General features: G+C 44.4%; 13 protein-coding genes. All 13 read right to left on the bottom strand.

Going from position 1 to position 12,902, the window contains the following annotated elements:
* Positions 1-23: 23 nt before the first annotated feature.
* The 13 genes from dapG to rbfA all read right to left on the bottom strand — a co-directional run bounded on the left by dapG (position 24) and on the right by rbfA (position 12,897).
* The gene (dapG, locus tag AC0YOD_RS03400) at positions 24-1,238 is read right to left on the bottom strand and encodes an aspartate kinase (protein WP_475797817.1); all 1,215 of its coding nucleotides are present in this window, start codon (positions 1,236-1,238) and stop codon (positions 24-26) included.
* Positions 1,239-1,297: 59 nt separating this feature from the next.
* On the bottom strand, positions 1,298-2,332 hold the full coding sequence (locus tag AC0YOD_RS03395; RefSeq protein WP_475797816.1) for an aspartate-semialdehyde dehydrogenase: 1,035 nt from the start codon (positions 2,330-2,332) through the stop codon (positions 1,298-1,300).
* 37 nt (positions 2,333-2,369) lie between these two features.
* Positions 2,370-2,957: a dipicolinate synthase subunit B gene (locus AC0YOD_RS03390; protein WP_475797815.1), complete on the bottom strand. Its 588-nt coding sequence runs from the start codon at positions 2,955-2,957 to the stop codon at positions 2,370-2,372.
* Positions 2,954-3,853 carry a dipicolinate synthase subunit DpsA gene (gene dpsA / locus AC0YOD_RS03385; RefSeq protein ID WP_475797814.1) on the bottom strand — a complete coding sequence of 300 codons (900 nt, stop codon included), beginning with the start codon at positions 3,851-3,853 and terminating at the stop codon, positions 2,954-2,956. Before dpsA ends, AC0YOD_RS03390 begins: the two co-directional genes overlap by 4 nt.
* A 125-nt stretch (positions 3,854-3,978) precedes the next feature.
* Positions 3,979-4,458 (bottom strand): dUTP diphosphatase, encoded by a 480-nt coding sequence (gene dut / locus AC0YOD_RS03380; protein ID WP_475797813.1) that lies wholly within the window; start codon positions 4,456-4,458, stop codon positions 3,979-3,981.
* Positions 4,403-5,671: a M16 family metallopeptidase gene (locus AC0YOD_RS03375; RefSeq protein ID WP_475797812.1), complete on the bottom strand. Its 1,269-nt coding sequence runs from the start codon at positions 5,669-5,671 to the stop codon at positions 4,403-4,405. The genes dut and AC0YOD_RS03375 overlap by 56 nt, the downstream gene beginning before the upstream one ends.
* A gap of 75 nt (positions 5,672-5,746) precedes the next feature.
* Positions 5,747-6,751 (bottom strand): polysaccharide deacetylase family protein, encoded by a 1,005-nt coding sequence (locus tag AC0YOD_RS03370; RefSeq protein WP_475797811.1) that lies wholly within the window; start codon positions 6,749-6,751, stop codon positions 5,747-5,749.
* Positions 6,752-6,925: 174 nt separating this feature from the next.
* The gene (pnp, locus tag AC0YOD_RS03365; RefSeq protein WP_475797810.1) at positions 6,926-9,025 is read right to left on the bottom strand and encodes a polyribonucleotide nucleotidyltransferase; all 2,100 of its coding nucleotides are present in this window, start codon (positions 9,023-9,025) and stop codon (positions 6,926-6,928) included.
* Positions 9,026-9,172: 147 nt separating this feature from the next.
* Positions 9,173-9,442 (bottom strand): 30S ribosomal protein S15, encoded by a 270-nt coding sequence (gene rpsO / locus AC0YOD_RS03360; RefSeq protein ID WP_475797809.1) that lies wholly within the window; start codon positions 9,440-9,442, stop codon positions 9,173-9,175.
* A gap of 201 nt (positions 9,443-9,643) precedes the next feature.
* Positions 9,644-10,594, bottom strand: coding sequence for a bifunctional riboflavin kinase/FAD synthetase (locus AC0YOD_RS03355; RefSeq protein ID WP_475797808.1), 951 nt, complete (start codon positions 10,592-10,594; stop codon positions 9,644-9,646).
* A 42-nt stretch (positions 10,595-10,636) separates the two neighbouring features.
* Positions 10,637-11,551 (bottom strand): tRNA pseudouridine(55) synthase TruB, encoded by a 915-nt coding sequence (gene truB, locus AC0YOD_RS03350; protein ID WP_475797807.1) that lies wholly within the window; start codon positions 11,549-11,551, stop codon positions 10,637-10,639.
* A 3-nt stretch (positions 11,552-11,554) separates the two neighbouring features.
* Positions 11,555-12,544, bottom strand: coding sequence for a DHH family phosphoesterase (locus tag AC0YOD_RS03345; protein ID WP_475797806.1), 990 nt, complete (start codon positions 12,542-12,544; stop codon positions 11,555-11,557).
* Positions 12,544-12,897, bottom strand: a complete 354-nt coding sequence (gene rbfA, locus AC0YOD_RS03340) for a 30S ribosome-binding factor RbfA (RefSeq protein WP_102712084.1) — start codon at positions 12,895-12,897, stop codon at positions 12,544-12,546. Before rbfA ends, AC0YOD_RS03345 begins: the two co-directional genes overlap by 1 nt.
* Between the last annotated feature and the right edge of the window lie 5 nt (positions 12,898-12,902).

The following is a 12,902-nucleotide window of genomic DNA, read 5'->3' as shown; positions in this document are numbered from 1 at the left end:
AATTCCTCCTAAAGTGTTACACACTATCGATGAAGCTCGAACTTTGCGTGGAGAGAGCGAAGCGCCTCTGCCATATCCGCTTCACGAACGAGCACCCAAATCGTTGTATTTGAATCCGCCGATTGCATGATGGGAATCCCCTGCTCCGTCAGCGCTTCTACAATCCGCGCCATGACGCCTGGTTCACCATTCATACCTCCGCCAATAACCGACACCTTTGCACAGCTATTAATAGCAGAAGGAGCAAATCCGCCCTCCTTCAATACGCTCACAGCTCGTTCAGCATCCTTGTCAAAAACAGTATATATTGCACCACTTGGTGTTACATTAATAAAGTCAACGCTTATATGATGTTTTGCCATAGATTGAAAGACCTGTAACTGCACATCATTGCGGCCTTCTATTGCCTTAACCGATATTTGAGTAATACCGGATACATGTGCAATACCTGTTACATGACGATCTTTAACCAATAACTCAGCTTTGATTTCACGGGAATCTGTAACTAGAGTACCGGTATCCTCCGTAAAGGTGGATCGTACTCGAAGAGGTATCCGAGCTTGCTGTGCGATTTCAACAGCTCTCGGATGAATCACTTTAGCGCCTTGTCGCGCCATATTGCATATTTCAGCGTAAGATACCACGTGTAACGGCCTAGCTTCCTGTACAATGCGTGGATCCGCAGTCAATATGCCGCTTACATCTGTATAGATATCAACGATCTCAGCGCGCAGTGCAGCGCCTAACGCGGTTGCTGACGTATCGCTGCCGCCTCGTCCAAGAGTAGTAGTATCGCCCTGTGCGGTGCTTCCTTGAAAGCCGGTAACAATAGCTACTTTACCTTCATGAAGAGTCTTTACAATCTTTTCCGGATGAATTTCTTTAATCCGTGCTTGCCCATATTGTTCATCGGTAAGTATGCCCGCCTGTCCGCCTGTCAAGACGACGGAAGGGATGCCGCTGGACACTAAAATGCTGCATAAAGCAGCTGCGGAAATTATTTCTCCGCAGCCTAACAGCATGTCACGCTCACGAGCCGGCAAACGGTCACCGTTGTCACGTATGAGCTGCAGCAACGTATCTGTTGCGTAAGGATCACCTTTGCGGCCCATAGCGGATACAACGACGACCACGGCATAACCATTATTGCGTTCTCTGCTAATATGACGGATAACATGTTCTCTGGCATGATCGGTTGAAAGAGAAGTGCCCCCGAATTTCTGAATCAGGATGCGCATATCGTTATCCTCCGTATTCGATCCCAGGAAGAAGAAGCTTATTACCCTTACTTAATAGTTTAACCTTTTGCGATGTGTTCAGCGATTTGTACGGCATTCCAAGCTGCGCCTTTAAGCAGGTTATCGGAAACAATCCACATATTAAGTCCGCGCTCATGACCAAAATCGCGTCTCAAGCGACCAACGAATACATCCGGTTTACCGGCTGCTTCAGTCGCAAGAGGGTATTGCTGATTTGCAGGGTCGTCAACGAGCGTAATGCCCGGCGCATCTGCTAGCAGCTGCTTAACTTCTTCCAAATCGTAGTTGTTTTTAAGTTCAACATATAAGGATTCTGAGTGACCGTAAACAACCGGGATACGCACGCAAGTAGCCGTAACTTCGATAGAATCGTCACCCATAATTTTTTTCGTTTCTCGAATCATTTTCATTTCCTCGAGCGTGTAGCCGTTCTCTTGGAATTTATCGATTTGCGGAATAGCATTAAATGCGATTTGATGCTTCACAGGCAAAGAGCCAACAGGCAAAATGTCTGGATTTACTGCTTCGCCATTTAGAGCAGCTTGCGTTTGACGCAGCATTTCTTCAATTGCGCGGCTTCCAGCACCCGACACTGCTTGATAAGTGGAAACAATAATACGTGAAATGCCATAACGATCTTGAAGCGGCTTAAGAGCAGCTACCATTTGGATCGTCGAACAGTTCGGATTAGCAATTATGCCCTTATGCTCGCTAACCTTCTCAATGTTTACTTCTGGAACAACAAGCGGTGTGTTCTCATCCATACGATATGCATTCGTGTTGTCAATACATACAGCGCCATGCTCTACCGCATGCGGCGCAAGGGCCTTAGTAACATCTCCGCCTGCACTGAACAAAGCAATTTCCACACCTTTAAAGCTATCTGGTGTTGCTTCTTCTACTGTATATTCTTGACCTTTAAAAGTAATCTTTGTGCCTGCTGAACGAGCAGACGATAATAGCTTAAGCTCTTGAATCGGGAAGTTTCTGGATTCGAGTAATTTTAGTATTTGTTCTCCTACTGCACCCGTTGCTCCAACTACAGCAACATTAAACAATTTTTGATTCGACATTTGTTGTCGTCTCCCCTCTCTACCTGTATGAGTATGACTAATGCCGTTCGACTAGAAGAGGCTGCAGCTGTTGCCCTTGAAGAGCTGCTTCGCATGCTTCCAAAACCAAATCCATTCTCGCAACAAGCGAATTAGGCTTCTGCACGGGATTGTCTTGGCCGAACGGAACAAAATAAATATGTTTAGCCACTAGTAGCTTCGCTATATTAGCGGCATTTAAACCAAGTCCATCATTAGTAGAGATCGCGAGCACAAGCGGACGTCCATTGCGCATTTGCGCTTTGGCAGCCATCAAAACAGCACTGTCCGTAATGGCGTTTGCTAGTCTACTCGTTGTATTACCTGTGCAAGGTGCTATGACGAGAACGTCAAGAAGCTTGGAAGGGCCAAGCGGCTCTGCTTGCACGATCGTTGATATAATTTCATTTCCTGTAATCGACTTCAATTGTGTCTGCCAGTCCTCTGAGGACCCGAACCTCGTGTCAGTCGTCATAATTGTATTCGAAACGATCGGCACTACGTTAGCACCCGCATCGACGAACCGCTTAATCTCAGGCATAACTTCAGCAAATGTACAGTGTGAACCAGACAAAGCGTAGCCCACTGTAATCCCAGACCAATTCATATCCCATTCCCCCGCTTAATCGTATCTTCCAAAATCAACTGTGATAAGCAATCCGCTATGATACGACCAGCTGTTTTAGGTGCGACGATACCGGGTAGTCCGGGTGCAAGCAGCGCTTTAATTCCCCGCTTCTCAGCAAAGCGAAAATCGGTTCCGCCTGGCTTGGATGCGAGGTCAATTATTACGGCCCGCGAAGGTAAATTTGCGATAATTTGTGCTGTGACTATCATAGTCGGAATTGTATTAAAAAGCAAGTCAATATTGCTCACATGGTGCAACAAACCACTGATGTAGAAAGGCTCGAAGCCCATTTCTGCCGCTCTTGCAAAATGCTCAGAACGCCGGACACCCATCTTAACCTTTGCCCCGATACCTTGGAGTGTGCGCGCCATTGTGAACCCTGTTCGACCAAAGCCTAACACCATTGCTGACGACCCGTGAATCGTAATATCGGTGTTTTGAATCGCCATCATCAGAGCACCTTCGGCAGTTGGAATAGCGTTGTATATGGCGACATCATCACGATCAAATAATTCAACCAATGGCAAAGCATGCTTCTCGCACAATTGACGTAAATAGGGTTTAGCCATACCTGTATATACAGTGCAATGCTTCGGCAGCTTTGCAAAATGACTTTCGGTCAGCTGCATTTGTCGATCACTGAACACAGACTGAATAAATCCTTGTTCATCTGTTCCAACTGCAGGCAGCAGAAGCGCGTCAACTCCTTCAAACAGCTGTTCTTCGAACTCAGCTTGCACAGCCCCGTCCAAAGACGAATGCAATCCATCAAAACCTGAGATCGTGACACCAGCATCCAATTCAGTCAGCTTACGGATGACTTCTAGCTGCCTTGCATCACCCCCAAGCAACAGCACTTGAACGCCTGTTAGCATCCAGCTTCACTCCTTTCTTGCTACATAATCTAGAACATCTTATGCTTGCGCCCAGAGCGGGGTGAAAAAGAAAAAAAGATCGGGCATCTGCCCGATCTTTTCACTATTTAAATGATACTATTCAATTAAACGCCAGTATGGCCAAAGCCGCCAGCTCCGCGCACTGTATCTGGCAATTCAGTCGCTTCTTCAATCCTTACTGCTGGAACTAGTTGAAACACCATCTGAGCAATTCGTTCTCCGCGCGTAATGGTAAAAGGCTCCTGACCCAAGTTAATAAGCAGCACCTTTACTTCCCCTCGGTAATCCGCATCAATGGTCCCTGGTGAATTCAAGCATGTTAGACCATGCTTATATGCAAGTCCGCTGCGCGGTCTAATTTGTGCTTCTAATTCACCCGGCATAGCCATTGCAAAGCCTGTTGGAATAAGCTGACGTTCGCCTGGCTGCAAAACTACCGGCTCTCCAACTGCAGCTTGCAAGTCAAAGCCTGCAGCCCATTCTGACATTTTACGAGGGATCGCTATATCTTCATTACCTTCTAATCGTTTAAACAATACTTGAAACAAATTGATTCCTCCCCAGTTGTCTAGCTGCTTTATCATTCGTACCTACCATCGCTACCGAGAAAGGCACGGAGAGCATACGCTTCGTAACCTCTCGAACATCCTCCATTTGTACGGAGTCGATCCGCTTAAGCAGCTCATCAAGCGTATAATGCTGACCCAGCATCAGCTCATTTTTCCCAAGACGATTCATACGGCTGCTCGTGCTCTCTAAGCTCAAGATTAGGCTGCCTTTCAGCTGCTCCTTGCCACGGTGCAATTCGTCTTCTCCAAGACCTTTGACAGAAAGCTCGCTTATTTGCTCCATTGTCAAATCAAGCACTTCCGTTGTCTGTTTAGGCGCTGTACCGGCATAAAGCGTAAACAAGCCTGTATCGGCGTAAGAGGTATGATAGGAATAGACGGAATAAGCAAGTCCGCGCTTTTCTCTGATCTCTTGGAATAATCGCGAGCTCATTCCGCCACCGAGCGCGTTATTCAACAGAATCATTGCATATAAATTAGAATCCGAAATGGAGCAGCCCGGAAAGGATACACAAATATGATTTTGCTCTGTTTTCTTTTTGTAGAATAAGTAGTCCCCATGGAACGTTGGTGCTTCAAGTGTCGCTAGTGCCGGCTTACTGTTTTTGAAGCCGCCAAAATAAGTTTCAAGAAGTGCCAGCAAGCTGCCCTCTTCTACGTTACCAGCTACACTGATAACTGTGTTTTCTAATGTGTACATATCATTCATATAACCGCGCAGCGTATCTGAAGTCATAGCTGTTAAACGGTCTTCAAGCCCCAATATCGAATATGCTAAGGAATGGTCACCAAATGCAGCACGTGATGCTTCATCATGCACCTTATCATCCGGTGTATCCTCATACATCGAAATCTCTTCGAGAATGACATTCTTTTCTTTTGCCAGCTCTTCTGGATCCAGCTGTGAGTGGAAGAACATATCCGATAGAGCATCAACTGCGAGCGGCAAATGCTCATCCAACACTTTTGCAAAATAGCAAGTGTACTCCTTGGATGTGAATGCATTCACATTACCGCCGATTCCATCAAACAGGTCAGCAATATCCTTCGAAGTGCGTTTCTCTGTCCCTTTGAACAACATATGTTCAATAAAATGTGAGATCCCGTTATTTTCAGGCGTCTCGTGACGTGAACCCGTCTTCACCCAAATACCGAATGAAACAGACCTAACGGTTGGAATATATTCAACGACGACGCGTAATCCATTGCTTAGCGTATATTTATTCACTTATTGTCCTCCTAAACGTTTTGAGAAAAACAAACCATAGCTGCATGCACTTTGAACATGAATGTTTTTACTATATCAGAAACCGCCTGCACCCTCAACAGCAGAAGGTACACGTGAAGATGACAGTGTTTCGCTAACCGTACCGATTTGATACCCTTTTGCCTTTGCTGAAGCAATCATACCAGGCAGCGCATCTCTTGATGAAGCGGTAGGATGCATCAGGATTAAAGCGCCCGGCTCAAGCTTTGATGATATTTTGCGAACGACAGAATCTGCAGAAGGCTTCATCCAGTCTACCGTGTCGATCGTCCATAGCACCGTTTTCAAGCCTTGCTCATAAGCAATTTGAACAGTAGCTTGATTAAAGGAACCCGATGGCGGAGCAAACCATTTATTGTTTACATTTAACGTAGATTTTAATAAATCCTCTGTTTTCTCTATTTGTGAATAGGCAGCTGTTCGGTTTAAATTTTTCATATCAGGATGAGAATACGCATGGTTTGACATCTCATGTCCCTCTGCTTGAATTTGCTTTGCAACATCCGGGTATTTTTTCAACCAGCTTCCATCCAGGAAGAAAGTAGCCTTTACATTCTCTTCTTTAAGTGTTTTTAAAATAGGTTCTATGTATTCATTACCCCAAGCAACATTGATCATAAAAGAAATCATTTTCTTGTTTGGATTTCCACGATAGATGGGATAGGGACCAAGGTCATTCAGCTTGATCTTCGGTTCCACTTCCTTGTACACGTAACGAATCGTATTATCAGAAGGTGTTAGCAATGCAGCCTCAAGTGTTTTATCAACATCTACTTCCAAACCGTTATAACCGGGAATGGCTTTCCATACGCGATCTATTCTAGCATCAATGGGGGCAATATTTTGTTTTTCGGCTTCTGTTGCTATCATGGATAATAATTTTTCTCGTTTTGTATCTGAAACTGTAATTACGGGAGAGGCAGCTCCGCCTGCTCCATATTTTAAAGAGGCAAGAAAATGGGATACATCTTGATTCATACTCACGAACACAAGCACCATGAGCATGCTTGCAGCTATTGTAACCGCTTTTCTCACCATCATACTCCCCACTCCCATATTCGGCCCTTATGCTCCTTAGGCTTGACCCCATAGAAAGCATGTAATCCATATGTATGTAAGCTGGGACGAGATTAGACCCTAGAAAAAGCAAAAAGAGACAGATGAAATCTGACTCTTTTTTTCTCATATGATCATTATCACCTAAATGCAAGACATTTATTGCGGCGATGCTTCAGGTGTCATAAGAATTTTTGCAGACAAGTTAATACGACCTTGTTGATCAATCTCGGTTACTTTAACTTTGATTTGATCGCCAATGTTGACGACATCTTCCGTTTTCGCAACACGCTCAGTAGAAAGCTGAGAAATATGGACAAGTCCATCTTTATTCGGCAGGATTTCAACAAATGCTCCGAATTTCTCTACACGCTTAACCGTACCAAGGTAGATCTCACCAACAACGACCTCTTTAACAATGCCTTCAATAATCGCTCTTGCTTTTTGGTTCATCTCTTCATTAGAAGATGCAATGAATACCATACCATCCTGCTCGATATCGATTTTCACGCCAGTTTCTTCAATGATTTTATTGATAATTTTGCCGCCTGCGCCAATAACATCACGGATTTTGTCCGGGTTAATACGAAGAGTCAAAATTTTCGGTGCATATTTAGATAAGCTTGTCCGAGTAGTCGGAAGGCTTTCTAACATTTTGCCAAGAATGAAAATCCGTCCTTGACGGGCTTGCTCAAGAGCTTGTTCCAAAATAGCACGGTTGATTCCGGCAATTTTGATATCCATTTGAATGGCTGTAACGCCTTCAGCTGTACCTGCTACCTTAAAGTCCATATCGCCAAGATGATCTTCCATACCTTGGATATCGGATAGGATTGCAAAGTGATCGCCGTCTTTAATTAGACCCATTGCAATACCAGCCACTGGAGCTTTGATTGGTACGCCCGCATCCATCATTGCAAGTGTGCTTGCGCAAATACTTGCTTGTGAAGATGAACCATTGGATTCCAATACTTCAGATACAAGACGAATCGTATATGGGAATTCTGCTTCAGAAGGAATAACTTTGGACAGTGCACGCTCGCCTAGTGCGCCGTGACCGATCTCGCGACGACCTGGTGGACGTAACGGACGTGCCTCGCCTACGCTGAATGGAGGGAAATTATAATGATGCATGAAACGTTTTGTTTCTTCTGGCGAAATGCCATCCAAAATTTGAACATCACCCATTGCTCCAAGCGTACAAATACTTAGTGCTTGTGTTTGTCCACGTGTGAACAAGCCTGTTCCGTGCGTACGCGGAAGAATAGCTACATCACATTCAATTGGACGAATTTCTTCAAGCGAACGACCATCAGGACGTACTTTATCATGGGAAATAAGGCGACGAACCTCATCCTTCACGATATCATAAAGCACTTCCTTCACATCAGCAAGCAATTCAGGTGTATCCGCATATTGCTCTTCGAAGTGAGCAACTGCTGCGCTGTTCACGGCATCAATTGCTTCTTGGCGCGCATGCTTTTCTTCCACTTTAATTGCTTCTACCAATTGAGCGGAAGCATAAGCGCGAACATCAGCATTGACCTCTGCATTAACCGTATGTAATTTAACTTCCATTTTCGGTTTGCCTGCAACAGCTTGAAGCTCTTCGATTTTTGCAACGATTTTTTTGATCTCATCATGACCGAACATAATAGCTTCAAGCATAACAGATTCAGAAACTTCATTAGCTTCTGCTTCTACCATCATGATAGCATCCTTAGTTCCAGCTACAACTACAAAAATATCTGTTTGCGCATTTTGTTCAACAGTAGGGTTAATGATAAATTCGCCGTTGATACGACCAACATTAACGCCGCCGATTGGACCGTCAAAAGGAACATCAGAGATCGACAATGCAGCAGAAGTACCGATCATAGCCGCGATTTCTGGTGAACAATCTTGATCCACGCTCATAACCATATTCATAACTTGTACATCATTCCGGAAACCTTCAGGGAACAACGGACGAATAGGCCTGTCCGTAAGTCGGCTGGACAAGATAGCCTTCTCGCTTGGACGGCCTTCACGTTTAATGAAACCACCTGGGATTTTACCAACAGCGTACAAACGTTCTTCATAGTTAACAGTTAGTGGAAAGAAATCTAAATCCTTAGGACCTGAAGAAGCAGTGACTGTACATAAAACGACTGTATCACCGTATTGCACGGTTACCGCAGCATTCGCTTGCTTAGCAAGACGGCCTGTCTCGATCGAAAGCGGTCTGCCGCCTACCATCATTTCAATTCGTTGTACCATTTAATCCCTCCTAGAGATTTATTTTATTTATATTTCAAAGCATGAATACTTTATTCTGTCTCTTATCTATTACAAAAAGCAACCCGAATCCGCTAATCCGATATTCCCGGACGGCGGACAACCAGGTTGCTTTTCATTACGCATGTTTTAACGGCGTAGGCCGAGTTTTTCGATCAATGCGCTGTAACGTCTAACATCATTGTTTTTAAGGTATGCAAGCAGTTTACGACGCTGGCCTACCATCTTGAGCAAACCACGACGGGAGTGATGATCTTTCTTGTGCACCCGTAGATGTTGAGTCAAGTTAGTGATGTTTTCAGTCAGGATAGCGACTTGAACTTCTGGAGAACCCGTATCCGTTGCATGAGTCTTATGCGTGTCAATCAGTTCATGTTTACGTTCTTGTGTAATTGCCATCCTAATTCACCTCCTTCTAGATAATCGCCATTAGCCTCGATACCGTCGGTGAGATCGGACATCCAAGCTAAGGTTAAGTTTGCGGTAGAGCATACATAAGTACATCCACTCACAACGTTGTAAAGTATAACACATATGATAGATAGTTGTCGAGGCGCACCTCATATTATTCATAAATTAAATGAATTTTATAAACCGCGCTTATAATTTAGATTCTGCATATTCCCTTGCTTGCAGGGAGTCAGCCGTGATTTGCTTCACGAGCTCATCAATTGAATTGAACTTTCGTTCCGGTCTAATAAAAGAACGGAATTGAATTCGCAATTGCTCGCCGTAAATATCTTTATTGAAATCAAAGAGGTGAGCTTCCATGACAGGCTGAACATCTTGCTTGTTAAAGGTTGGCTTCATTCCATGATTCAATACACCTGAGTAGGATTCATCACCTAACCAAGCCGTAATAGCAAAAACACCTAGTCTTGGTGAAACATACGGTTTCTCTAATTGCAAATTAGCTGTAGGGAAACCGATGGTCCGGCCTCTCTTGTCCCCGTGAACAATCGTTCCAGTCACCTCATAAGGCCTTCCTAGTAAAAGCTCAGCCATAGCAATGTCGCCTTGTTCAAGTGTTTCACGGACATACGTGCTGCTCACTTTAATCCCATTCTCAATCAGCGGCTCGATCACATGAACAGCTATATCCGGCTTGCCGAGCTGCTTCAATGCTTCCGTATTTCCTAAGCCGCGATGACCAAAGTTAAAGTCAAAGCCTACAACGACCTGCTTAGCTTGTAGGACCCGCAATACCTCGTCAACGAACCGCTCAGGTGATACAGCAGCAAACTCAGCATCGAATCTCATAATAAATACGAGATCTACCCCAAGTTCAGCAAACAATGCAGTTTTGACATCTAACGGTGTCAAACAACGGAAATAGTGATCACCTTGACCAAGAACTTCCTTCGGATGAGGATCAAAGGTTAAAACTGCTGATAGCATATCGGATTTCTTCGCTTCAGTTACAGCACGGCGAATGACATTTTGATGACCGCGATGAACACCATCAAAATGACCAATTGCTATGGAAAGCGGTTTGTCCAGCGATAACGTGGACAAACCGTTTAAGGGAAAACTTAAAGGTATAATTTCCAATGCCGACACACCTGCGTTTCCTGTTAACTTTCTACATCGTTTTTACTCTGAAAAAACCTTTACAGCTTTGAACACTGCAACTCTCAGGTCAACTTGAAAAATGCCGAGAAATGAACCTTCATCGTTATAAAGTCGAAGAAGTTGTCCATCTTCATGTTTTTCATTGCCCCAATCAGCATGAGTCAAACTCACCCTCTGTCCTTGCAATGCCAATCTGCCAATTGCAGCTGGAACGACCGCGCTTATCAAATGGGTAATGGCTTTATCAGCTGGAATTAAATGCTGATGAAGTTCTCCATCTAACTGCAATTGCTCAATTTGTTCCAATGTTAAGCAGCTTTCCTTCGTAATGCCGCCAGACATCGTTCTAGTCAAATGAGCCATTGCTGCTGGTACGCCTAAAGCCTTCCCTATATCCACACATAAAGTTCGAATATAAGTACCCTTCGAACAAACAACTGAAAAAGTGATTTTAGGCTGATCTAGATGCAGCTGAGAATCGATTAGTTCAATCTCATGAATGGTAACCTTCCGCGATTTGCGCTCTACGGTCTTCCCTTCTCTGGCAAGCTCATAAAGACGTTTACCATCAACTTTGACTGCAGAATACATAGGCGGAACCTGTTCAATCTCACCAATAAATTGCTTAAGCGCCTCACGTACTACATCTTCTGTTACATGAACAGTTGCTTGGTTTTCAATAACCGTCCCGGTTAAATCCTCCGTGTCAGTTGAAATTCCAAGCTGCAGTACAGCTTCATAAGACTTTGGCCGCTCTTGAACGTATTCGACAACTCTAGTTGCACGACCTAGACATAACGGCAAAACTCCCGTCACCATAGGATCAAGCGTTCCAGTATGACCAATACGCTTCATTTTAACGATTCGGCGAACCTTCGCAACTACATCGTGAGAAGTCCAGCCTTCCGGCTTCCAAACTGCCAAAATGCCGTCCATTAATTAAACCAACGCCTTTCTAACTGCATCCACTAACTCCGTAATCGCATTCTGCAGCGGACTTTCAAGTCGACAGCCCGCAGCTCTAACATGACCGCCACCGCCAAATAATTGTGCAACGGCAGCAACGTTAGCTTTTCCTGCTGAACGGAGACTTGCTTTGACAGCGCCGTCATCTGTTTCTTTAAATAAAATACCGACCTCTACCCCATCTACATTAAGGGCATAGTTTACAATCCCTTCAAGATCTTCAGGTACTGCGCCTGTATTGCGTAAATCATCTTTACCAATAAAGACCCAGCCGATTTCCAGATTGTCTGTAAACGAAAGCCTATTTAATGCGATTTGAAGAAGTTTTAGCTTTGCGAGCGTCATCTTTTCAAGCAAATGATCAGCTAGCTCATTTCCGGAAACACCTATAGAAAGCAACTGTGATGCAATTTCCATTACACGTGGGCTTGTGTTGGAGTAACGGAATCCGCCAGTGTCTGTTAGAAGTCCAGTGTAAATAGCAGTTGCACAATTTAGATCTAGAGTAAATCCTGCTCGCTCAATTAAATCAAACAGTATCTCAACAGTAGCAGCTGCTTCCGCACGAATAACATTGTATGCACCAAACCCATTATTCGTTGGGTGGTGATCAATATTGAGCAGCTTTACCCCAGGGGCAAAGCTGCTCACTACTTCTCCGATACGCTTGAAATCAGCACAGTCGACCGATATGACAGCATCATACTTCTGCTGAGGCAAAGCTTGTTTGAAATTCACGATATCATTAAATTGGTGTAAAAAGCTTAAGCGAGACGGCAGCTCACCTTCGTTAATCAGCACAGCTGACTTACCAAGCTTCTGAAGCAGCCAGCCTACAACAACGGTAGAGCTGATCGCATCACCGTCAGGCTGAACATGCGATACGACAAGAAAATGATCAGAACTTCTCATGAACGCCAGCGCACTGTCTAACTGCTCCAAATAGCTGCCTTCTACTGACATCAAGCTTCATTCCCATTGTTGATTTTTTCAAGCAAAGCCTCAATGCGGCTGCCATACTCAATACTGCTGTCAAACTTAAACAACAATACAGGCGTATGACGAAGGCGCATTCGTTTGCCAAGCTCAGAACGAATAAAGCCAGTACCGCTAGCCAGAGCTTTAAGCGTTGCTTCCTTCTGTTCCTCACTGCCCAAAACGCTAAGATAAACTTTAGCCTGTGACAAATCATTTGTCGCTTCCACACTAGTTACAGTGATGAAACCGATTCTTGGATCCTTAAGTTCTGTTTGTATAATTTGGCTCAGCTCTTTTTTAATCTGTTCGCCGACCCGTCCTACTCGAATTTTTGCCATGCTGT

It is taken from the genome of Paenibacillus sp. J31P13 (assembly GCF_056269295.1).
Note: the sequence above shows the minus strand (reverse complement) of the source record. Positions and strands in the feature narration are given on the sequence as shown.